Origin of the sequence: Paeniroseomonas aquatica, from assembly GCF_030409335.1 — a bacterium.
GTDB lineage: Bacteria > Pseudomonadota > Alphaproteobacteria > Acetobacterales > Acetobacteraceae > Belnapia > Belnapia aquatica.
Genome location: NZ_JAUFPN010000038.1, coordinates 45,760 through 66,797, shown reverse-complemented (window position 1 = coordinate 66,797; position 21,038 = coordinate 45,760). Strand labels below are relative to the sequence as shown.

The 21,038-nt window shown below is 71.7% G+C and carries 20 protein-coding genes; 16 read left to right on the top strand and 4 right to left on the bottom strand.

The features are described 5' to 3' along the window. Positions 1 to 134: 134 nt before the first annotated feature. The 3 genes from QWZ14_RS04650 to QWZ14_RS04640 are packed head-to-tail and all read right to left on the bottom strand — an operon-like array spanning position 135 to position 3,361. Positions 135 to 1,757: an MDR family MFS transporter gene (locus QWZ14_RS04650; protein ID WP_290315400.1), complete on the bottom strand. Its 1,623-nt coding sequence runs from the start codon at positions 1,755 to 1,757 to the stop codon at positions 135 to 137. Next, positions 1,750 to 2,892 carry an HlyD family secretion protein gene (locus tag QWZ14_RS04645; protein WP_290315399.1) on the bottom strand — a complete coding sequence of 381 codons (1,143 nt, stop codon included), beginning with the start codon at positions 2,890 to 2,892 and terminating at the stop codon, positions 1,750 to 1,752. Before QWZ14_RS04645 ends, QWZ14_RS04650 begins: the two co-directional genes overlap by 8 nt. After that, positions 2,873 to 3,361 (bottom strand): MarR family transcriptional regulator, encoded by a 489-nt coding sequence (locus tag QWZ14_RS04640; RefSeq protein WP_211847631.1) that lies wholly within the window; start codon positions 3,359 to 3,361, stop codon positions 2,873 to 2,875. Before QWZ14_RS04640 ends, QWZ14_RS04645 begins: the two co-directional genes overlap by 20 nt. 241 nt (positions 3,362 to 3,602) lie before the next feature. Here QWZ14_RS04640 and QWZ14_RS04635 point away from each other — a divergent pair, with 241 nt between their 5' ends. The 16 genes from QWZ14_RS04635 to aliA all read left to right on the top strand — a co-directional run bounded on the left by QWZ14_RS04635 (position 3,603) and on the right by aliA (position 19,831). Then, entirely contained in the window at positions 3,603 to 4,604 is a 1,002-nt protein-coding gene (locus QWZ14_RS04635) for a Bug family tripartite tricarboxylate transporter substrate binding protein (protein WP_290315398.1), read from the top strand. Positions 4,605 to 4,639: 35 nt separating this feature from the next. Further along, positions 4,640 to 6,280 (top strand): flavin-containing monooxygenase, encoded by a 1,641-nt coding sequence (locus QWZ14_RS04630; protein ID WP_290315397.1) that lies wholly within the window; start codon positions 4,640 to 4,642, stop codon positions 6,278 to 6,280. An 88-nt stretch (positions 6,281 to 6,368) separates the two neighbouring features. Then, a complete protein-coding gene (gene coaA / locus QWZ14_RS04625; RefSeq protein ID WP_290315396.1) occupies positions 6,369 to 7,346 on the top strand; it encodes a type I pantothenate kinase in 978 nt (325 codons plus the stop codon). Positions 7,347 to 7,429: 83 nt separating this feature from the next. Next, positions 7,430 to 8,239 carry an NUDIX hydrolase gene (locus QWZ14_RS04620; RefSeq protein WP_149536431.1) on the top strand — a complete coding sequence of 270 codons (810 nt, stop codon included), beginning with the start codon at positions 7,430 to 7,432 and terminating at the stop codon, positions 8,237 to 8,239. A 141-nt stretch (positions 8,240 to 8,380) separates the two neighbouring features. Beyond that, on the top strand, positions 8,381 to 9,034 hold the full coding sequence (locus QWZ14_RS04615) for a TetR/AcrR family transcriptional regulator (RefSeq protein ID WP_290315395.1): 654 nt from the start codon (positions 8,381 to 8,383) through the stop codon (positions 9,032 to 9,034). Beyond that, positions 9,031 to 9,879, top strand: coding sequence for a branched-chain amino acid ABC transporter permease (locus QWZ14_RS04610; RefSeq protein WP_149536430.1), 849 nt, complete (start codon positions 9,031 to 9,033; stop codon positions 9,877 to 9,879). The genes QWZ14_RS04615 and QWZ14_RS04610 overlap by 4 nt, the downstream gene beginning before the upstream one ends. Further along, positions 9,876 to 10,838, top strand: coding sequence for a branched-chain amino acid ABC transporter permease (locus QWZ14_RS04605; RefSeq protein WP_187830007.1), 963 nt, complete (start codon positions 9,876 to 9,878; stop codon positions 10,836 to 10,838). The genes QWZ14_RS04610 and QWZ14_RS04605 overlap by 4 nt, the downstream gene beginning before the upstream one ends. After that, positions 10,835 to 11,545, top strand: a complete 711-nt coding sequence (locus tag QWZ14_RS04600; protein WP_290315394.1) for an ABC transporter ATP-binding protein — start codon at positions 10,835 to 10,837, stop codon at positions 11,543 to 11,545. Before QWZ14_RS04605 ends, QWZ14_RS04600 begins: the two co-directional genes overlap by 4 nt. Next, positions 11,542 to 12,240, top strand: a complete 699-nt coding sequence (locus QWZ14_RS04595) for an ABC transporter ATP-binding protein (protein WP_290315393.1) — start codon at positions 11,542 to 11,544, stop codon at positions 12,238 to 12,240. The genes QWZ14_RS04600 and QWZ14_RS04595 overlap by 4 nt, the downstream gene beginning before the upstream one ends. Before the next feature lie 27 nt (positions 12,241 to 12,267). Continuing rightward, positions 12,268 to 13,470 carry an ABC transporter substrate-binding protein gene (locus tag QWZ14_RS04590; RefSeq protein WP_290315392.1) on the top strand — a complete coding sequence of 401 codons (1,203 nt, stop codon included), beginning with the start codon at positions 12,268 to 12,270 and terminating at the stop codon, positions 13,468 to 13,470. Positions 13,471 to 13,502: 32 nt separating this feature from the next. Next, a complete protein-coding gene (locus QWZ14_RS04585; RefSeq protein ID WP_290315471.1) occupies positions 13,503 to 14,264 on the top strand; it encodes an enoyl-CoA hydratase/isomerase family protein in 762 nt (253 codons plus the stop codon). Between the two features lie 9 nt (positions 14,265 to 14,273). Then, entirely contained in the window at positions 14,274 to 15,017 is a 744-nt protein-coding gene (locus tag QWZ14_RS04580) for an SDR family NAD(P)-dependent oxidoreductase (protein WP_211847640.1), read from the top strand. A 62-nt stretch (positions 15,018 to 15,079) separates the two neighbouring features. Then, a complete protein-coding gene (locus QWZ14_RS04575) occupies positions 15,080 to 15,865 on the top strand; it encodes an enoyl-CoA hydratase-related protein (protein WP_290315391.1) in 786 nt (261 codons plus the stop codon). Between the two features lie 82 nt (positions 15,866 to 15,947). Continuing rightward, positions 15,948 to 16,934: a tripartite tricarboxylate transporter substrate binding protein gene (locus tag QWZ14_RS04570; protein WP_290315390.1), complete on the top strand. Its 987-nt coding sequence runs from the start codon at positions 15,948 to 15,950 to the stop codon at positions 16,932 to 16,934. Between the two features lie 34 nt (positions 16,935 to 16,968). Next, positions 16,969 to 18,144 carry an acyl-CoA dehydrogenase family protein gene (locus QWZ14_RS04565; RefSeq protein WP_290315389.1) on the top strand — a complete coding sequence of 392 codons (1,176 nt, stop codon included), beginning with the start codon at positions 16,969 to 16,971 and terminating at the stop codon, positions 18,142 to 18,144. A 34-nt stretch (positions 18,145 to 18,178) separates the two neighbouring features. After that, positions 18,179 to 19,831, top strand: coding sequence for a cyclohexanecarboxylate-CoA ligase (gene aliA / locus QWZ14_RS04560; RefSeq protein WP_290315388.1), 1,653 nt, complete (start codon positions 18,179 to 18,181; stop codon positions 19,829 to 19,831). A gap of 30 nt (positions 19,832 to 19,861) precedes the next feature. On the opposite strand, the gene aliB is transcribed toward aliA, so the two are convergent. After that, a complete protein-coding gene (aliB, locus tag QWZ14_RS04555; protein WP_090571625.1) occupies positions 19,862 to 21,028 on the bottom strand; it encodes a cyclohexanecarboxyl-CoA dehydrogenase in 1,167 nt (388 codons plus the stop codon). Positions 21,029 to 21,038 lie beyond the last annotated feature (10 nt).

Here is a 21,038-nt window from a genome sequence, read left to right as displayed (position 1 = left end):
GTTTCCCCCTTCATTCCTCGATCGCCATCCGCGCCGATCGGTTCGGACCGGCATCCGTCAAGTCACCGTCCCAGGCTGGCACGGCCCCGCCATTCGCGGAAGCACCCCGGCCGGCTCCGGCGATGCGGCGGCGTTCAGCCCGCCGGGCGCGGGCGCAGGCGCATCAGCCAGGCGGGCGGGATGGCGACGACGAAGGCGATGGCGACCAGCAGGAAGCCGTCGCGGTAGCCCATCATCGCCGCCTGCGCGGCCAGCATCCGGCCGAGATAGTCGAGCGCGTAGCCGAGCCGCTGCCCCTCGGCCAGGCCGATGCTCTCTGCCCCGAAGCCCGGGGCGACACCGCCTTCGGCAACGCCTCCCTCGGCCAGGAGGTAGGAGAGAAGCTGGCGCAGCAAATCCACCGTGGCGGGATTGGCGGTGTCCTGGGAGGCGGCGAAGGCATGGGCGTAGAGCTGGCCGCGCCGCTCGCTCATCACCGCGAGCAGGTTGGTCCCGATCGCCCCGCCAAGCTGGCGGACGAAGTTGAGCGCCCCCGAACCCTGGCCCAGCAGTTGCGGCGGAAGCGCACGCAGCGCCCCCGCGTTCAGGCTCGGCATGATGAGGGAAAGCCCGACGCGCCCCAGCGCGATCCACACCGCCAGCGACCAGAAGGGGGTGTTGGTGTCGAGCCCGGCCATGAGCAGCGAGGACCAGGCGAACAGTAGCAGCCCGGCGGTGATCATCACATCCGCCGGCAGCTTGTCTGTCAGCCGCCCGGCGATGGGGAAGGCGATCGTCAGGATGAGCCCGGCGGGCATCAGCACCAGCCCCGACCGGGTCGCGGTGTAGCCCTGGATGGTCTGCACGAAGATCGGCACCAGGTAGGTCGAGCCGAAGATGCCGGCGCCGAACACGATGGCGACGATGGAGGCGCCGGAGAAGCTCGGGAGGCGGAACAGCGCGAGGTTCAGCATCGGCGCGGCGGTCCAGGTCTCCCACGCCACGAAGGCGAGGCCCGAGACCGCGGCGAGGGTGAAGTTGAGCAGTACCATGTGCGACCGCCAGCCATGGCGCTGGCCGTTGGACAGCCCGTTGAGCAGCACGACCAGGAACACCGAGAGCAGGGCGAAGCCGATCCAGTCGAAGGGCTTGCGCGGGCCGCTGGCCGCGCGCCTGGGCATGAACAGCGCGGAGAGGAACAGCCCGGCGACGCAGGTCGGCAGCACCAGGAAGAACACGAAGCGCCAGTTGAAGTTGTCCACCATCAGCCCGCCGATGGTCGGCCCGAGCGCCGGCGCCAGCACCACGCCGATGCCGTAGATGCCCATGGCCGAGCCGCGCCGCTCGGGCGGGAAGACCTGGAAGATGGTCACCATCGCAAGCGGCTGCAGCACCCCCGCCGCGCCGCCCTGCAGCACGCGGGCAAGGATCAGGATCGGCTCGCTGGGCGCGAGGCCGCCCATCGCCGAGGCGACGATGAAGACGGCGATGGTACCGGAGAAGGTGGCGCGCTGGCCGAAGCTGTCCACCAGCCAGGCATTGATCAGCATGGTGCCGGTCATTGCCGCGAGGAAGCCGGTGGAGATCAGCTGGGCCTTGTCCTGGCCCATGCCGAATGTCCCCATGATGTCCGGCAGGGCGACATTGACGATGGTCGAGCTGAGCACGGTGCTGATGGTGCCCATCATCGCCGTGATCGTGACATACCACCGGTAATTGGGCCCCCAGCGCTTCATGAGCGCGGGGAGCGAGCCGGGCGCCGGCGCCTGGTCAGTCACGGATGGATGCCTCGACCTCCACCATCATGCCCGGGCGCAGCCGCCCTTCCTGCTGCGGCACGCGGATCCGCACCGGCAGGCGCTGGGAGATCTTGGTGAAATTGCCGCTCGGGTTGGGGTTGGGCAGCAGCGCGAATTCGCTGGTCGCGGCCTGGCCGAGGCGATCGACCGCCCCGTCGAGGACCAGGCCGGGATAGGCGTCCACCGTGACCCGCACCCGCCCGCCGGGGCGGAAATAGCGGATGTCGGTTTCCTTGACGTTGGCATCCACGCGCACGGCGTCGGGATCGTGCACCATCAGCAGGCGCTGGCCCGGCGTGACGTATTCGCCCGGATCGACGAAGACGCGGTCCACCCTGCCGTTGAACGGCATGACGATGCGCCGGTCGGCGAGGTCGAGCGCGGCGCGCTCGCGCTGCGCCGTCAGGCTCGCCTCCTCGGCCGCCAGTGTCTCGAGCTGCCGCCGCAGCACGTTGAGCTGCTCGCGCGCCGCGATGACCTCGGCGAGGGTGGCGCGCGCATTGGTCAGGTCGGCGCGCCGGGCGAGCACCGCCTGCCGGCCGGAATCGAGGGCGGCGCGGCTCTGGTCGAAGCGGGCCCTGGTGCCGGCGCCGGTGGTCACGAGTTCCTGCGCGCGCGCGAAATCCGCCTGGGCCAGCTCGAACTGCGCCTCAGCCCCGGCGAGCGCCGCCTCGGCCGCCTCGACCCGGGCGCGCTGGGCCTCCTCCTGGCTGGCGGTCTGGTGGTCGATCATCACGATGCGCGCCTCGGTCTCGGCGCGGCGGGCGGCCACGCCGGCGAGCTGCGCTTCGACATTGCGCAGGTCGAGCGCGGCGATGCGCTGATCGATGGTGAGGATCACCGTTCCCCGGGTGACGGAATCGCCTTCCGCGACGCTGACCTCCGTCACCCAGCCCGGCATGCGGCTGCTCAGCACGACCATGTCGGCGGCGATGCGCGCATCATCGACATGGATATGGGTGAACTGCTTCATCAGCCACGAACCGGCGGCGACCAGCATGGCCCCGCCGACCACCACCGCGGCCGCCCGCCCCACGATCCGCCGGATCACCCGCATCCGCGCAGGCTGGCCAGCCGTCTCCGCCGGGATGCCGCTAGGCTGCCCTATGTCCATTCTCGCAATCCGTCCTTGCAGGCGTGGCGGCGAGATTGGCCGCCACGCGATCGAACACCGCGAGGCAGAGATCGAGCTCCGCCGCGGAGATGCCGTCCAGCAGTTCCGACCGCACCGCAGCCGCGTTTTCCTCGATCAGCCGCAGCACCGGGATCGCCTTGGCCGTCAGGTGGACGGTCTTGGCGCGGCGGTCCTGCACGTCGCCCACCCGGACGACCATGCCTTCCCGCTCCAGGCGGTCGAGGGTGCGGACCAGCGTCGGCCCGCCGACACCGACGCGGGCAGCGAGGTCCTTCTGGGTGAGGCCGTCGCCACTGCGCGCAAGATGCAGCAGGGTCACCCAGCGGGCATCCGTCAGCCCGAACTCGCTCAGCCGGCGGTCGAGGCGCGCGCGCCAATGGCGGGCGATCTGCCCGAGCAGCACGCCGAAGCGTTCCTGACCGCCGAGCAGGGTTGCATCCAATCTCATCGCAGGTAATTAATTAGCCAGACAATTAATCTGATGCAATCGAAAAAGCGGCGATGGCGGTCCTCGCGGCGGTCCGCTGCCGGAGGCGGCATCCGCGATGCGTCGCCCGATGGCCGCCTGGCGGGCCGCAGGAGAGGTGATTGACGATTGCCGCGCCGGCTGCGCAGACTAAACCCATGTTCAGCGGGCTGCCGCCCGCTGGAAAAGCAAACCGAAAAAGATGAGTGGAGTGGGGGAAACCATGGAACGACCGAAGGCTGCGGCCTTGCCGCGCCGGCAGGCGCTGATCGGCGGCGCGGCGTTGCTGACGCCTGCATTGGCCACCCCGGCCCGGGCCCAGGAATGGCCGGCACGGCCGATCCGCTTCATCGTGCCCTTCCCCGCCGGCGGCTCGACCGACGTGCTCGGGCGCCTGCTCGCCGAAATGCTGCGCGATGGGCTCGGGCAGCCTGTGGTGGTCGAGAACCGCGCCGGGGCCGGCGGCAATATCGGCGTGGACGCCATCGCCAAGGCGGCGCCCGACGGCTACACGATGGGCGTCTCGGCGGGCGGGGCGCTGGCGATCAATGTCTCGCTGTTCCGTCGCCTGCCCTATGACCCGCGCCGCGACCATGAGCCGATCGCCCAGATCGCGCGCACGGCGAACATCCTGGTGGTGCGCTCGCAATCGCCGATCCGCTCGCTGCCGGAGCTGATCGCCGCGGCGCGGGCGCGCCCGGGGGAGCTCTCCTACGCCACCCCCGGGGTGGGCTCGTCGAGCCATCTGTCGGGCGAGCTGCTGCGCGTGCGCGCCGGGATCGACATCTTCGCCGTCCATTTCGGCGGCAATGCGCCCTCGGCCACGGCGATGATGCGCGGCGACGTCGCCTTCACCTTCGAGACCATGACGACCGGCCTCGCCGCGATCCGCGCCGGGCAGTTCCGCGCCCTGGCGGTGACCGGGGCGGCGCGGGCGCCGGCGCTGCCAGACGTGCCGACCATGGCCGAGGCCGGCGTGCCGGACTGCGTCACCGATGTGTTCTTCGCCGTCATCGGCCCCGCCGGGATGCCCCGCGCCGCGGTCGAGCGCACCTCGGCCGCACTGCAGCGGGGCCTTCGCGCGCCCGGCGTCGAGGAACGGTTCCGCGACACGCTCGGGCTCGAGATCGCCTTCTCCTCGCCCGAGGAGCTGCGCGGGATCATCGCTTCCGAGATCGACCGCTGGGGCGAGATCGTTCGCATTTCCGGCGCCCGCGCGGACTGACCGGCGCGCCGCCAATCCTGCAAGGACCGAACCCGATGACCACCATGACCGAGACGCGCGCGGCGCCCGCCGGCGCCCCTGGCACCACCTTCGACGCCATCGTGATCGGCGCCGGCATGTCGGGCCTCTACCAGCTGATCCGCCTGCGCGAGCTCGGCCTGCGCGCGCGCGTCTTCGAGGCCGGCACGGGCGTCGGCGGCACCTGGTACTGGAACCGCTACCCCGGCTGCCGCTTCGATTCCGAGAGCTATTCCTATGGCTATTCCTTCGACAAGGACCTGCTGCAGGAATGGAGCTGGAGCGAGCATTTCGCCCCGCAGCCGGAGACCGAGCGCTACCTCAACCGCGTCGCCGACAAATACGACCTGCGCCGCGACATCCAGTTCAACGCGCGGGTCAAGGCGGCCGAATGGGACGAGGCCAGCCGCAGCTGGACCGTCACGCTCGAGGATGGCAGCCGCCACCGCTCGCGCTTCCTGATCACCGCGATCGGCGCGCTGTCGGCGCCGACCATGCCGAACTTCCCCGGCATCAGCGACTTCCGCGGCCAGTCCTTCCACACCGGCCTGTGGCCCAAGGAGCCGGTGGATTTCGCCGGCAAGCGCGTCGCCGTCATCGGCACCGGCGCCTCGGGCGTGCAGACCATCCAGGAGGTCGCCAAGATGGCGCGGGAACTGGTGGTCTTCCAGCGCACGCCGAACTGGTGCGCCCCGCTCGGCAACGGCAGGATCGCGCCCGAGGAGATGGAGCAGATCCGCGCCCGCTACGACGAGATCTTCCGTCGCTGCGAGGAGACCTTCTCCTGCTTCCTGCACACGCCGATGGACAAGAACACCTTCGACGCGTCCGAGGAGGAGCGCAACGCGATCCTCGAGAAGCTCTACAACGAGCGCGGCTTCGGCATCTGGGTCGGCAACTTCAAGGACATGCTGACCAACCGCGAGGCCAACCGGGTCATCTCGGACTTCGTCGCCAACAAGATCCGCCAGCGGGTGAAGGATCAGAAGGTCGCCGAGAAGCTGATCCCGACCAACCACGGCTTCGGCACCCGCCGCGTGCCGCTCGAGACCAACTACTACGAGGTCTACAACCAGCCGAACGTGACGCTGGTGGACACCCGCGAGACGCCGATCGAGCGCATCACCGGGACCGGCATCCGCACCAGCGAACGGGACTACGAATTCGACATCATCGTCTATGCCACCGGCTTCGACGCCTTGCGCGGCGCCTTCGACCGCATCGACTTCCGCGGCAAGGACGGCGTGACGCTGAAGGAGATGTGGAAGGACGGCGCGACATCCCTGGTCGGCATGTTGCAGGACGGCTTCCCCAACATGTTCATGCTGCTCGGCCCGCACGCCGCGCTCGGCAACATCCCGCGCTCGATCGAGTTCAACGTGGACTGGGTGACCCGGCTGCTGCGCCACATGCAGGCCAATGGCCTGACGCGCGCCGAGGCGACGCCCGAGGCGATGGCGAAGTGGATGGACCATGTGATGGAGGTCGCCAAGGGGCTGCTCTCCATGGAGGTCGATTCATGGATGACCGGCGTCAACGTCAATGTCAAGGGCCGGCAGGTGCGCCGCGTCGCGCGCTACACCGGCAGCGCGCCGGCCTACCGCGGTTGGGCCGACGACATCGCCGCGCGCGGTTATGCCGGCGTGGCGCTGAGCTGATTCCGGGGACCGCCATGCACCTCGAGGCTTTTCCGATGGTTTCTTCGCCTCCTCGCGGCGCCGCCCGCGGCGCGGAGCATGGCGGCTGATGCCGCGTCCGGCCATGCTGGCCGCGGCCCTTGCGCCGGCCCTCGACGCGCCCCGCGCGGAGCCGCGCCCGCAGGAATGGGAGCGGTTCACGCGGCGCGACTGGGCCGCGCTCGCCGCCGGCACGCCGCCCGCCCTGACGGAAGCCGAGTTCGCCGCGCTGTGCGGCGTGAGCGAGCCGGTCTCCTTCGCCGAGGTGACCGAGACGCTGACCCCGCTCGCCTGCCTCATCAACCTCGAGGTGGCGGCGGCGCGGCGGCTGGCGGCGGAGAAGGCGGCCTTCCTCGACCGCGCGGCGGAACACCGGCCCTTCATCGTCGCCATCGCCGGCAGCGTCGCCGTGGGCAAGAGCACGCTCGCGCGCACGCTGCGGTTCCTGCTGGCGCGCTGGCCCGACCATCCGCGGGTGGATCTCGTGACCACCGACGGCTTCCTGCATCCGAACCGGGTGCTGGAACAGCGCGGTCTGATGCACCGCAAGGGCTTTCCCGAAAGCTACGACCTGCGCCGGATGATCCGCTTCCTCGCCGATGCAAAGTCGGGGCTCGAGGTGCAGGCGCCGGTCTATTCGCACCTCGCCTACGACATCGTGCCCGGCGAGCACCAGGCGGTGCGCCGGCCCGATATCCTGATCTTCGAGGGGCTGAACGTGCTGCAGACCACCGCCACCTCGGTCGTGGCCTCGGATTTCTTCGACTTCTCGATCTACGTCGATGCCGAGACCGCCGACATCGAGGCCTGGTACCTGGAACGCTTCCTGCTGCTCCAGCGCACCGCCTTCCGCGACCCGGCCTCCTATTTCCACCGCTACCGCGACCTGCCGCGCGCGGAGGCGGAGGCGATGGCGCGCGACATCTGGCGCCGCGTCAATCTCGTCAACCTCCGGCGCAATGTCGCGCCGACGCGCGAGCGCGCGCGGCTCGTGCTGTCCAAGCGCAGCGATCATGCCGTGGGGGAGGTGCTGCTGCGCCGCCACTGACCACGCCCCCCGCGCCGCGATGGCGCCCCACGCCGCCTGTGCAGCCGGCCCCTGCCTGCACGCCGCCCGAGGCTCCCCTGCCCATGTCCGCCAGCCCCGCTTCCCCGGTTTCCGCCCGCGCCGCCGCCACCGTGCTGCTGTTGCGCGACCGCCCGCAGGGCATGGAGGTGTTCATGGTGGTCCGCCACCATGAGATCGACTTCGCCTCGGGCGCGCTGGTGTTTCCCGGCGGCCGCGTCGATCCGGACGATGCCGCGATCGCCGAGGCCCTCGGCGGTGCTTCGCACGCCACGCCCATCCACGTCGCGGCGGTGCGCGAAACCTTCGAGGAATGCGGCGTGCTGCTGGCCCGGCGGCGCGGCGAGCAGGGGCTGGTCGGCGCCGAGGTGGTGCAGCGGCTGGAGGCGCCGCGCGCCGCGCTGTGCCGCCGCGAGGCCGCCTTCGCCGATATCCTCGCCGCCGAGGACCTGGTGCCGGCGACCGACCTGCTGGTGCATTTCGCGCATTGGATCACGCCGCGCACCCAGCCCAAGCGCTTCGACACGCATTTCTTCCTAACCGTCGCGCCGGAGGACCATCTCGCCCTGCATGACGGCGGGGAGGCGGTCGATTCCGTCTGGATCCGGCCGGCCGACGCGCTGGACGATGCCGCCAACGGGCGCCGCAAGATGATATTCCCGACCCGCATCAACCTGATGAAGCTGGCGCGCGAGACCACCGCCGAAGCCTCGATCGGCGCCGCGCGCAGCGCGCCCGTCATCACCGTCGAGCCGGAATTCGTGCGCGCCGTCCCCGGCGGGCGCGAACTCCGCATCCCGCTCGCCGCCGGCTATGGCGGCGAGATCTTCCTCGCCCACGACATGCCGGCCTCGGGCGGGGCGCCGCCGCGTTGACCGGCGCGCGGCGATGATCGGACCTTCCATCGAAGGGCGCCCGCCCGCCCGGGCGGGCGGGCGGAAGTGCCGCGGCATGGCGCCCCGGCGGGACACCGGCGCACGCGGAGCCGGTCGGTGAGCGCGGGACGCGGTGCCCCCGTGTCGGCGCGCGCGGCCGGCGGCGGCCAGCCCGCCGCGGCCAGGCTGACCGCCGAGCGCCGGGCCCAGATCACCGAGGCGGCGGGCGAATTGTTCGGGCGCCGCGGCTATCACGCGGCGACGATGCGCGACATCGCCCTTCGCGTCGGCGTCAGCCCCGGGCTCATCTACAACTATGTCGAGGACAAGGAGGAACTCCTGCTCCTGGTCCTCGACAGCCTGCTTGATGCCTATGCCAGCAGTATCCCGGCGGCGCTCGCCGGGTTGCGCGATCCGCTCGCGCGCTTCGCCGCCGCGGTGGATACCTATTGCCGGATCGTCGCCGAAAGGCCCGAGGCGACCCTGCTCGCCTATCAGGAATCGCGTTCGCTGCGCCGCTCGTTGCGCGAGCACATCAAGCGGCGCGAGGTCGAGACGAATGCGCTGATCGCCGACTGCATCAGCGACGGCATCGCGCAGGGGCTGTTCCGGCCGGTGGATGCCGAGCTGACCGCCTATCGCGTGGTGATGATGGCGCATGGATGGGCGCTCAAGACCTGGCGGCTGGCGGGGCGGATGACGATCGACGACTACATCGCCGACAGCCTTGAGATGCTGCTCGGCGCGCTGCTCACGCCGCTCGGCGCGCAACGGCGGGCGGAGGCGGCGCGGTGACCATCCAGATCCTCAACGGCCTCGTCTATGGCAGCCTGCTGCTGGTGCTGGCGGCGGGGCTGGCGCTGATCTACGGGCTGCGGCGCGTGGTCAATTTCGGCCATGGCGCCTTCTACATGCTCGGCGCCTATGCCGGCTACACGGCGGCGCAGGCGGGCGGCTTCTGGGCCGGGCTGGCGGCGAGCGCGGTGGTGCTGGCGCTGTTCGGCGCAGTGCTCGACCGGCTGGTGTTCCGCGCCTTGCAGGACCGCGACCCGCTGGTGACGGTGATCGTCACCTTCGGCCTGCTGCTGGTGATCGAGGATGCGGTGCAGTGGATCTGGGGCACCGAGGGCCGCTCGATGGATGCGCCGGCGCTGCTGGCGGGTTCCGTCGCGCTGGGCGGCGACGCCTTCCCGGTCTATCGCCTGGCGGTGATCGCCATGGCGGCGGCGCTGACCGCCGCGCTGCTGGCCTGGCTGCACCGTTCCCGCGCCGGGCTGTTCGTCCGCGCCGCGAGCCTCGATCCGGCGATCACCGCCGTGCAGGGGGTGAACACCGACGCGGTGGCGATGCTGGTCACCGCGCTCGGCGCCGCGCTGGCCGGGGTGTCGGGGGTGATCGCCGCGCCGTTCCTGTCGCTGTCCCCGGCGATGGGCGGGCAGATCCTGGTGGATTGCTTCGTGGTGGTAGTGGTGGGCGGGCTGGGCAGCCTGGGCGGCGCGGCGCTGGCGGCGCTGCTGCTCGGCCAGGTGCAGGTGCTGGGCGCGGTGCTGCTGCCCGACATCGCGGCGCTGATCCCGTTCCTGACCATGGCGGCGGTGCTGCTGTGGCGGCCGACCGGGCTGGCGGGGAAGCGGCTGTGAGCGGGGCAGGGCGGATCGCCGCCGGGGCGCTGGCGGCAGCGGCGGCGGGGCCGGCGATCGCGGCGCTGGTGCCGCCGGGCGTGCTGCTCTCGCTGCTGGCGCAGGCCTGCATCTACGCCATCCTCGCGCTGTCCGTCGGCGTGCTGGCGCGGCAGAACGGCATGGTCAGCTTCGGTCATGCGGCGATGTTCGGCGCCGGCGCCTATCTCGCCGGCATCGGCCTCGGCGCGCCCGGGCTGCTGCCGGCGGAAGCGGCGCTGCCGCTGGCCGTGCTGGCGGTGGCGGCGGTCTGCTTCGGCCTCGGGCTGATCGTCGTGCGGGTGCACGGCATCGCCTTCGCCATGCTGACGCTCGCCCTCGGCCAGGCCTGCTTCGAGGCGGCGAACAAGGCGCGCGGCGTGACCGGCGGCGCCGACGGGCTGACCGTGGCCCTGCCGCGCGAGATCTTCGGCCTGCCCGCCGCCACCTTCCAGCGGGCCGAGGGAATGTTCCTCATCGCCTGGCTGGCGATGGTGGCGCTGGCCGCGCTCGCCGCGCTGCTCGCGCGCAGCCGCTTCGGCCTGCTGACCGAGGCGATCCGGGAGAACGAGGAACGCGCCCGCTTCCTCGGCTATGGCACGGTGCTGCCGCGCGCGGCGGTGTTCGCGCTGTCGGGCGGCATCGCCGCGGCGGGCGGCGTGCTCTACGTGCTCTACAACGGCTTCGTCTCCCCTGAGACGGTGCATTGGAGCGTCTCGGGCTCGGCGCTGATCATGGCGCTGCTCGGCGGCACGCGCACGGTATGGGGGCCGCTCGCCGGCGCGGCGGTCTATTTCCTGCTGCGCGAGCAGCTGGTCGAGGTGACCGAGCGCTGGCTCGGCCTGCTTGGCATCCTGCTGGTGCTGGTCATGGTGTTCCTGCCGGACGGGCTGTCGGGCCTGCCGCGGCGGCTGCGCCGGCGGCACGGGGCCGAGGCATGAGCGCGCCGGCGCTCTTGGCGCGGGGTCTCGCGCGCCATTACGGCGGCGTCGCGGCGCTGCGCGGCGTCGATCTCGACCTCGTGCCCGGCGAGATCCGCGGCCTGATCGGCCCCAACGGGGCGGGCAAGTCCACGCTGGTGGACGTGCTGTCGGGCCGCGCGCCGGGCAGCGGCGGCAGCGTGCGGCTGTTCGGCCAGGACATCACCGGCCTGGGGCCGGCGGCGCGGCGCCATGCCGGGCTGGCGCGGTCCTTCCAGCGCACCAGCATCTTCCCCGCCCTGCCGGTGGGCGCGCAGCTCGACCTCGCGGCGCGGCGCGTCGGCGCGACCGACGCGCCGCGCCTGCTCGATGAGCTGGACCTCGCGCGGCTCGCCGCGGTGCCGGCCGAGCAGACCGCCTATGGCGACCAGCGGCGGCTCGATCTCGCCCTCGCGCTGGTCGGCCCGCCGCGCGTGCTGCTGCTCGATGAACCGGCGGCGGGGCTGACGGCCGAGGAATCCCTCGCGCTGGCGGACCGGCTGCGCGAGCTCGCCCGCGCGCGGGGCGTGACGGTGCTGCTGGTCGAGCACGACATGGAGGTGGTGTTCCGCATCTGCGAGCGCATCACCGTGCTCGAACTCGGGGCCATCCTCGCCGAGGGCACGCCGCAGGAGATCCGCCGCCACCCCGAGGTGGTGCGCGCCTATCTCGGGAGCGCGGCGGCATGATCCTCGAACTCGACGGCGTGCACGCCTTCTACGGCGAGGCGCATATCCTGCACGGCGTCAGCCTGGCGGTGGCCGAGGGGGAGCGCGTGGCGCTGGTCGGGCGCAACGGCGTGGGCAAGACCACCACGGTCAATGCCGTGCTCGGGCTGGCGCGGGTGCGGGCTGGCGCGGTGCGCTTCCACGGGGCGGCGCAGACGCTGCCGCTGCGGCCCTACCGGGCGGCGCGGGCGGGCATCGCGGTGGTGGTGCAGGGCCGGCGCATCCTGCCCAACCTGACGGTGCGCGAGAACCTCCTGCTCGGCGCCGCGGTGCGGCGGCCGGGGCCATGGACGCTCGCCTCGGTGTGCGCGATGTTCCCCATCCTCGCCGAGCGCGCGGCGACGCCGGGCACCGCGCTGTCGGGCGGGCAGCAGCAGATGCTCGCCATCGGGCGCGCGCTGATGGCCAACCCGGACCTGCTCATCCTCGACGAGCCTAGCGAGGGGCTCGCGCCGGTGGTGGTGGACGAGCTCGGCGAGGCGCTCGACCGCCTGGCGACGCGCGAAGGCACCGCGCTGCTGCTGATCGAGCAGCATCTCGGGCTGATCCGCCGCGCCGCGCGGCAGTTTCATGCGATGGCGAAGGGCAGGATCGTCGCCTCGGGGCCGGTTGCCGGCCTCGACGAGACGGTGCTGCACGAGCATCTCGGCGTCTAGCGTCAACCAGGGAAGAGAAGGAACGTCATGCGCACCAGGAGAGAAGCGATCATCGGCGCCGCCGCCTTCGGCGCATTCGCCGCCGGGCTCGCCGGGGCGGCGCGCGCCCAGGCGCGGCGCGAGCCGATCCGCGTCGGCGTGCCCACCTCGCAAACCGGCGCCTATGCCGTGCTGGGCGAGGAGGTGATCCGCGGCGTGCAGTTCGCGGTGGACGAGGCCAATGCCGCCGGCGGCATCGACGGGCGGCAGGTGGAGTTCCGCATCGGCGACGAGCAGAGCAACCCCGACGCCGCGCGCCGCGCCGCCGAGCGCCTGGCCCTCGGCGGCCACGGCCTGCTGATCGGCGCGATCTCCTCGGCGAGCGGCCTTGCCATCGCGGGCCAGCTCGAGCGGTGGAACGCGCTCTATGTCTCGACGGTCAACAAGGCCGACCGGCTGACGGGCGAGGCCTGCGGGCGGCGGCTGTTCCGCGCCAACCATTCCGATGCGATGGACCTGATGGTGGTGGGGCCGTGGCTGCGCGGCCGGCCGGAGCGCAAATGGGGCATCTGCGCGGCGGACTACGTCTGGGGCCGCGATTCGGCGGCCGGCTTCACCCGCGCGGCGCAGGACGCCGGCAAGGAGGTCGCGCTCAGCGTCTTCCCGCCGCTCGGCACGCGCGACTACGCGCCCTACATCTCGCAGCTCAAGGCGGCCGGGCTGCAGGGGGTGTGGGTGGTGCTCTCGGGCGGGGACGCGATCAACTTCGCCAAGCAGGCGCGGCAGTTCGGGCTGTCGGCGGAGCTGACGATCGTCGGGCACGCCTACATCGTGCCGACGACGCTGCGCGCGGCGGGCGAGGACGTGGTCGGCTCCTATGGCGTCATCAACTACGACGCCTCCCTCGACACGCCGCAGAACCGCCGCTTCGTCGAGGCCTGGCGCCGCCGCTTCAACCAGGACCCCGGCGAATACGAGGCCGAGACCTATACCGGCATGCGCCTGATCTTCGAGGGGGTCCGCAAGGCCGAGAGCACCGATCCGGACAAGGTGGCGCGGGCGATGAACGGCCTCGAATTCGAATCGCCCTTCGGCATGGTGCGCATGCGCGCCGAGGACCATCAGCTGGTGATGCCGAACCTGATGGGCCGCGTGGTGCGCGACGGCGGTCGCGTGCACCGGGCGATCGAGATGACGCTGCCGGCCGCCGAGGCGACGCCGCCGCCCTCGGCGGCCTGCCGGATGGGCTGAGGCGCCCGCAGGAAGGAAGGAAAGGGATCGTGATGTTCGAGGTCGAGCGGCGCGAGGGCGTCGTCGTGGTGACGATGAACCGGGCGCCCGCCAATGCCATCAGCGAGGAGTTCCTCGCCGGCTTCAACCGCTTGCTCGACGGGATCGAGCGCGAGGGCCTGCCGCGCGCGCTGCACATCCGCAGCGCGCTGCGGTTCTTCTCGGCCGGCGCCGATCTCAAGGAGATCGGCGGGCGGTTCGGCGCCGAGGACGGGGTGCGCGACATGCTGCGCCATGTCGCGGCCTTCCATCACCTCTATGACCGCATCGAGCGGCTGCCGCTCGTCACCATCGCCGAGATCAACGGCCCGGCGCTCGGCGGCGGGCTGGAACTGGCGCTGTCGTGCGACCTGCGGATCGCCGCGCAGGAGGCGCGGATCGGGCTGCCGGAAGCCGGCATCGGCCTGATCCCCGGCGCCGGCGGCACGCAGCGGCTGACCCGGCTGTGCGGGCCCGGCGTCGCGGCGCGCATCATCCTCGCCAACGACATGGTGGACGGCGCCACCGCCGAACGCCTGGGCATCGTCCAGTGGGCGGTGCCGGGCGCCGAATTGCCGGCGCGCGCGCGCGCGCTGGCCGACCAGGTGGCCGGCCTCGCGGGGCCGGCGCTGGCCGCCTGCAAGGCGTGCATCCGCGCCTCGACCGACCGCGCCCCGGACGGCTACGCGATGGAGCACGACGCGACGCGGCGGCTGATGACCACGGAGGAGGCGCGCAAGCGCGTCTCGGCCTTCCTTGAAAGCAGACGGAAGTAGGAGCGAGAGATGAAACTCAACGACAAGGTTGCCGTAGTGAGCGGCGGCGCCTCCGGCATCGGGCGCGCCACCTGCCTCGCCCTGGCCGAGGTCGGGGCGCGCGTCTTCATCGGCGACCTCAACCTCGAGGGCGCGCGCGAGACGGCCGCGCGCATCGCCGCCGCCGGCGGCCAGGCCGAGGCGCTGCCGCTCGATGTCACCAAGCCCGAGGCGGTCGCCGCCTTCGCCACCGGCGTGCACGCGAAGGTCAAGCGCGCCGATGCGGTGATCAGCACCGCCGGGTGGGACCGCATCGAGCCCTTCGTGAAGAATCCGCCCGAGTTCTGGGAACAGATCGTGCAGATCAACTACCTCGGCTGCGTGCGCTTCGTGCGCGCCTTCCTCGACCCGATGATGGAGGGCGGCGGCGGCAGGGTGGTGACGGTGGCGAGCGACGCCGGGCGCGTCGGCAGCATGGGCGAGACGGTCTATGCCGGCGCCAAGGGCGGCGTCATCGCCTTCACCAAGTCGCTGGCGCGCGAGATGGCGCGCCACGAGATCACCTGCAACGTGGTCTGCCCGGGGCCGACCGACACGCCGCTCTTTGCCGCCCAGCCCGAGCGGATGCGCGAGGCGCTGGCCCGCGTCATCCCGCTGAAGCGCGTGGCGAAGCCCGAGGAGATCGCCGATGCGATCGTGTTCTTCGCCTCCGACCGCTCGCGCTACATCACCGGCCAGACGCTCAGCGTCTCGGGCGGGCTGACCATGTCGTGACGGGTGCGGGGCCGCCGCGCCCCGCGCCTTCCCTTCTCGCCCATCTCCAGGAGAATACACCGATGGACTACACCGACATCCTCTATGCCGTGGAGGATTCCACGGCGATCATCACCATCAACCGGCCCGACCGCTACAATTCCTTCCGCGGCCGCACGGTGGAGGAGCTCATCAATGCCCTCCAGCGCGCCTGGGTGGACCAGAAGGTCGCCTGCGTGATCCTGACCGGCGCGGGCAGCAAGGCCTTCTGCACCGGCGGCGACCAGAAGGAATACGTCGAGACCGGCGGCTACGGCACCAGCGCCAACGGACTGTGGGAGGTCGAGACGCTGCAGAACACCATCCGCGACATCCCCAAGCCGGTGATCGCGGCGGTGAACGGCTTCGCCATCGGCGGCGGCCATGTGCTGCATGTGCTGTGCGACCTGACCATCGCATCCGACAATGCCCGCTTCGGCCAGGCCGGGCCGCGCGTCGGCTCCTTCGACGCCGGCTGGGGCACGGCGCTGCTGACGCGCATCGTCGGCGAGAAGAAGGCGCGCGAGATCTGGTTCCTCTGCCGCCAGTACACGGCGGAGGAAGCGAAGGAGATGGGCCTCGTCAACAAGATCGTGCCGCAGGCCCAGCTGATGACCGAGGCCAAGGGCTGGGCGGCGGAGATCGCGGCGCTGAGCCCGACCGCCATCAAGTTCCTGAAGTATTCCTTCAACGCCGATTCGGCCCATGCCTACGGCACCACCAAGATGGCGATGTCCGCGCTTGACGGCTTCGGCCATACCGAGGAAGCGATGGAAGGCAAGCGCGCCTTCGTCGAGAAGCGCAAGCCGGACTTCTCGCCCTTCCGCTGAGGCGCGACGGCGGGAAACCGGACCATCACGGGCGCGGGCGGACCACCGCCCGCGCCCGCCACAAGGCAGGGAGGAGGCGGCGATGAACAACAAGCACAATCCTGGCATCTCGCGCCGGTCGCTGATGGCCGGGATGGGCGGCGTGGCGCTGGCGGCGCCCGCATCGGCGGCGTTTCCCGACCGTCCGGTGCGTCTTGTCGTGCCCTATGCCGCGGGCGGGGGCACCGATGTCGTCTCCCGCCTCGTGGCGCAGGCGATCACCGCCCGGCTCGGCCAGCCCGTGGTGGTCGAGAACCGCACCGGCGGCGGGGTCGTCGGCGGCTCGGAATTCGTCGCGCGCGCGGCGCCCGACGGCTACACGCTGCTGGTGGCGACCACCAGCCACACGGTCAACCCGACGCTGCTGCCCTCCCTGCCCTACGACACCGAGCGCGACTTCGCCCCGGTGGCCATGTTCAGCGAGGTGCCGATGGCGCTGATCGTCCACCCGGCGGTGCCGGCGGCGGATGCGCGCGCCTTCCTGGCGCTGCTGCGCGCGCGGCCGGGCGCCTTCACCTATGGCTCGGCCGGGGTGGGCAGCACGCCGCACCTGGCGGGCGAGCTGCTGCGGCTGCTGGCCGGGGTGGACATCCTGCACGTCGCCTATCGCGGCAACGGCCCGGCGCTGCAGGATCTGGTGGCGGGACAGATCCAGTTCATGTTCGACCCGGTCTCCACCGCCTCGGCGCTGGTGCGTTCGGGCAGCGTGCGGGCCCTCGCGATCAGCACCCGCACCCCTTCGCCGGTCTTCCTCGGCGTGCCCACGCTCGAGGAAGCGGGCGTCGCGGGCTTCGACTGCCGCACCTGGAACGCGGCGCTCGCGCCCGCGCGCACGCCGCCCGAGGCGGTGGCGCGGCTGAACGAGGCCATCATCGCCGCGCTGGCCGAACCGGCGCTGCGCGCGCGCTTCGCCGAACTCGGCGCCAATCCGGGCGAGCCCATGTCGCCGCCGGAGATCGCAGCCTTCATCACCCGCGAGATCGAGCGCTGGGGCGATGTCGTCCGCCGTTCCGGCATGCGGCCGGCATGACCGGGCGGCGCCAGCGCAGGAAAGGCAGGAACCCATGAACCCCATCTTCGAACGCATCGAACGCCGCCGCGGCTGGACCGCGGAGGAGACGCTGCTGCTCGACCAGGTCCGTCGGCTCTGCGCCGAGCAGATCGCCCCGCGCGCGGCCCATCACGACCGCAGCGGCGAATTCCCCTGGGACAACATCCGCCGCATCAACGAGCTCGGCCTCAACCGCATCTTCCTGCCCGAGGCCCATGGCGGGGTGGGGCTGCGCTTCCGCGCCTATCTCGAGGTGGTCAAGCTCCTCGCCGAGGCCTGCGCCGCCACCGCCATCATCTATGCGACCAACTACCATGCGCTCGGCCCGCTGATGGATTTCGGCTCCGAGGCGCTGAAGGCGCGCGTGCTGCCGCGCATCGCCGAGGGCGCGCTCGGCGCGCTCGCCATCACCGAGGCGGTCGGCGGCTCGGACGCCACCGCCATGACCACGCGCTTCCGCCCCGAGGGCGACGAGATCGTGGTCGATGGCGGCAAGGTCTTCATCACCAGCGGCGACGTGGCCGATTTCCTGCTTCTTTTCGGCAAGTGGGAGGGCATCGCCGACCCCAAGGGCGCGATCAGCCTGCTGGTGATCGAGCGGCAGGCGGTGCAGGGCTACAAGGTGCTGCGGCTGGAGGAGAAGCTCGGCCACCGCGCATCCTCCACCGCCGCGCTCGCCTTCGAGGGCTGCCGCGTGCCGCGCGCCAACCTGATCGGCGCGCCGGGGGAGGGGCTGAAGCTGCTGTTCGCCGCGCTCAACCGCTCGCGCCCCTCGGTGGCGGCGCATGCGCTCGGCATCGCGCGGGCGGCCTTCCGCGACATGGTCTCCTATGCCAATGACCGCCGCTCCTCCGGCCGGCGGATCGTGGATTTCCAGGCCAACCAGTTCACCATCGCCGATGCCGCGACCGACCTCGCCATGGCCGAGGCGTGGCTCGACTACCTGTGCGGCGTGATGGAGGACGGCGAGGAGGGCTACGGCCTCGAATCCTCGATGGCGAAGATGCGCGCCTCCGACCTCGCCATGCGGATCGCCACCGACGCGATCCAGATGCATGGCGGCTACGGCTACATCCAGGACTACCGGGTCGAGCGCCTTTTCCGTGACGCCAAGATCACCCAGATATGGGAAGGTACGAACCAGGTGCACCGCCAGCTGATCGGCCGGAGTTTCGCCCGGCGCGACTGACAGGGCGGGCCCCCAATCAACGGAGGCAACGTCCATGCAGTTCGACCCGATCCTGCCCGAATCCCGCATCCGCGCCATGCGCGCGGCGGGGCTGTGGGGCGACCATCTGCTGACCGACAGCCTGGATGCGGCGGTCGCCGCGCAACCGGGCGCGACCGCCATCGTCGGCCGCAACAGCCTGACCGGCGAGCGCGCCTCGCTGACCTATGCCGAGCTCGCCGCGCGGGCGGAACGCATCGCGCTCGGCCTGTCGCGGATGGGGGTGGGGCGCGGCGACGTGGTCTCCTTCCAGCTGCCCAACTGGTGGCAGTTCACCGCCCTGCACCTGGCGTGCCTGAGGATCGGCGCGGTGACCAACCCGCTGATGCCGATCTTCCGCGAGCGCGAGCTCGGCTTCATGCTCGCCCTGGCCGAGAGCAAGGTGTTCATCGTGCCGCGGCTGTATCGCGGCTTCGATCACGCGGCGATGGCGCGGACGCTGCGCCCGCGCCTGCCGCGGCTCGCCCGGCTGCTGGTGGTCGGCGGCGAGGGCGAGGAGGATTTCGACCAGCTCCTGGCGCCGCAGCCCGGGGCCGATGCGCGCGCGATCTTCGCCGCCGGCCGGCCGGCGGCCGACGATGTGGTGCAGATCCTCTTCACCTCCGGCACCACCGGGGAACCGAAGGGGGTGATGCACACCTCCAACACGCTGTTCAGCAATGTCCGCGGCTATATCGGGCGCATCGGCCTCGGGGCGGCGGATGTGCTGATGATGTCCTCGCCCATGGCGCACCAGACCGGCTTCATGTACGGGCTGATGGCGCCGATCCTGCTCGGCGCCAAGGTGGTGCTGCAGGACATCTGGCAGCCGGAGGAGGCGGCCGACCTGATCGAGGCCGAGGGCGTCACCTTCACCATGGCCTCGACGCCCTTCCTGTCGGATCTCGCGGAGGTGGGCGCGCGCCGGCCCGCCTCGGTCCGCAGCCTGCGGATGTTCCTTTCGGCCGGGGCGCCGATCCCGCGCGTGCTGGCGCGGCGCGCCGCCGAGTCGCTCGGCGCCACCATCATCTCCGCCTGGGGCATGACCGAGAACGGCGCCGCCACCACCACCCGGCCGGACGACCCGCCCGAGAAGGCCTTCGAGACCGATGGCTGCCCGCTGCCCGGCGTCGAGCTGCGGGTGGTGGATGCGGAAGGCCAGCCGCTGTCGGCCGATCAGGAGGGCCGGCTGCAGATCCGCAGCGCCAGCAATTTCGTCGGCTATCTGCGCCGGCCGGAATGGTTCGCCACGGACGCCGAGGGCTGGTTCGAGACCGGCGACCTCGCGCGCTTGGATGCCGACGGCTATGTCCGCATCACCGGCCGCGCCAAGGACATCATCATCCGCGGCGGCGAGAACATTCCCGTCGTCGAGGTGGAGGGCCTGATCTACCGCCACCCCGCGGTGCAGGAGGCGGCGGTGGTTGCCATGCCGGATGCGCGGCTCGGCGAGCGGGCCTGCGCCTTCGTCGTGCCGCGGCCCGGCGCCGGCGCGCCGAGCCTGGCGGAACTCAACGCCTTCCTGCTGCGCGAGCAGATCGCCAAGCAGTATCTGCCCGAACGGCTCGAAGTGGTGGAGCAGATGCCCAAGACGCCCTCGGGCAAGATCCAGAAGTTCCAGCTGCGCGAGCAGGCCAAGAGCCTGACGCCCGAGCAGCGGCAGGGCTGAACGGAGGCCCCGCGCCGGCGCGGCGGGGCATCAGCCCTGCCGCGCGTATTGCACCGCGACGCGCCCGATCCTCTCGCGCGCGATCACCAGCTTCATGATCTGCGCCGTGCCGTCGCCGATCTCGAGGCCCATGACGTCGCGCAGCCGCTGCTGGTGCGGCAGGTCCTTCGAATAGCCGGCATGGCCGTGGGTCAGCAGGCATTGGTGGATCACCTCCACCGCCGTCTTGGGGGCGAGCCACTTGCACATCGCCGCTTCCGAGGTGTGCGGCAGGCCGTGGTCGCGCAGCGCCAGGGTCTGGTAGCAGAGCATCCGCGCCGCGGCGAGCATGGTCTCCCCCTCGGCGAGGGGGAAGGTCACGCCCTGGTATTGCGCCAGCGGCGCGCCGAAGGTCCGGCGTTCCTGGATGTAGGCCCAGCTCTCGTCGAGCGAGGCCTGCGCGGCGGCGATGCATTGCAGCCCGATCAGCGCGCGGCTGTAGTCGAAGCCCTGCATGACCTGCACGAAGCCGCGGTTCTCCTCGCCGAGCATGTGGTCGGCCGGCACCTTCACGCCGTCGAAGAAGACCGAGCCGCGGCCCACCGCGCAGGTGCCGAAATCGTCGAAGCGCGAGCGCGAGATGCCCGGCGCGTCGAGCGGCACGAGGAAGGCGCTGATGCCGCGCGCGCCGTCCTCGGGGCGGCCGCTGCGGGCGAAGACGACGATCCCCTCGGCCTGGTCGGCGCAGCTGATCGAGGTCTTCTCGCCCGACAGCACCCAGCCATTGCCGGCGCGCTCGGCGCGCAGCGCGAGGTTGGCCGCATCCGACCCGCCGCGCGGCTCGGTCAGGCCGATGGCGACGATCGCCTCCCCGCCGACGATGCGCCGCACCCAGTCCTGCGCCAGCGGCGGCGCCGCGTGGCGCAGGATGATGCTGCCCATCAGCGAGCCGAGCAGCTGGACGTAGCTGACATTGATGTCGGCATGGGCCACCGCCTCGACCACCAGCCCCGCGGTCACGCAGGACTGGCCGAGGCCGCCATGGCTCTCGGGCATCTCGGGCGCGATCAGGCCGAGGCCGCCCATCTCGCGCAGCAGCGCGCGATCGAGCGCGCCGGCCTGTTCGCGCGCGCGGTAGCCGGGCGCGAGCCGGCTGGCGGCGAAGCGGCGCGCGGCGTCGGAGATCGCCTGCTGCTCCTCGGTCGGTATGAAGCTCATTCGTGGTTCC

Bases quoted from the DNA above. Each gene is read 5' to 3' on its own strand.
- QWZ14_RS04645 (WP_290315399.1), bottom strand. From the start codon at position 2,892: ATGGACATAGGGCAGCCTAGCGGCATCCCGGCGGAGACGGCTGGCCAG.
- QWZ14_RS04640 (WP_211847631.1), bottom strand. From the start codon at position 3,361: ATGAGATTGGATGCAACCCTGCTCGGCGGTCAGGAACGCTTCGGCGTG.
- QWZ14_RS04635 (WP_290315398.1), top strand. From the start codon at position 3,603: ATGGAACGACCGAAGGCTGCGGCCTTGCCGCGCCGGCAGGCGCTGATC.
- QWZ14_RS04630 (WP_290315397.1), top strand. From the start codon at position 4,640: ATGACCACCATGACCGAGACGCGCGCGGCGCCCGCCGGCGCCCCTGGC.
- coaA (WP_290315396.1), top strand. From the start codon at position 6,369: ATGCCGCGTCCGGCCATGCTGGCCGCGGCCCTTGCGCCGGCCCTCGAC.
- QWZ14_RS04620 (WP_149536431.1), top strand. From the start codon at position 7,430: ATGTCCGCCAGCCCCGCTTCCCCGGTTTCCGCCCGCGCCGCCGCCACC.
- QWZ14_RS04600 (WP_290315394.1), top strand. From the start codon at position 10,835: ATGAGCGCGCCGGCGCTCTTGGCGCGGGGTCTCGCGCGCCATTACGGC.
- QWZ14_RS04595 (WP_290315393.1), top strand. From the start codon at position 11,542: ATGATCCTCGAACTCGACGGCGTGCACGCCTTCTACGGCGAGGCGCAT.
- QWZ14_RS04590 (WP_290315392.1), top strand. From the start codon at position 12,268: ATGCGCACCAGGAGAGAAGCGATCATCGGCGCCGCCGCCTTCGGCGCA.
- QWZ14_RS04585 (WP_290315471.1), top strand. From the start codon at position 13,503: ATGTTCGAGGTCGAGCGGCGCGAGGGCGTCGTCGTGGTGACGATGAAC.
- QWZ14_RS04580 (WP_211847640.1), top strand. From the start codon at position 14,274: ATGAAACTCAACGACAAGGTTGCCGTAGTGAGCGGCGGCGCCTCCGGC.
- QWZ14_RS04575 (WP_290315391.1), top strand. From the start codon at position 15,080: ATGGACTACACCGACATCCTCTATGCCGTGGAGGATTCCACGGCGATC.
- QWZ14_RS04570 (WP_290315390.1), top strand. From the start codon at position 15,948: ATGAACAACAAGCACAATCCTGGCATCTCGCGCCGGTCGCTGATGGCC.
- QWZ14_RS04565 (WP_290315389.1), top strand. From the start codon at position 16,969: ATGAACCCCATCTTCGAACGCATCGAACGCCGCCGCGGCTGGACCGCG.
- aliA (WP_290315388.1), top strand. From the start codon at position 18,179: ATGCAGTTCGACCCGATCCTGCCCGAATCCCGCATCCGCGCCATGCGC.
- aliB (WP_090571625.1), bottom strand. From the start codon at position 21,028: ATGAGCTTCATACCGACCGAGGAGCAGCAGGCGATCTCCGACGCCGCG.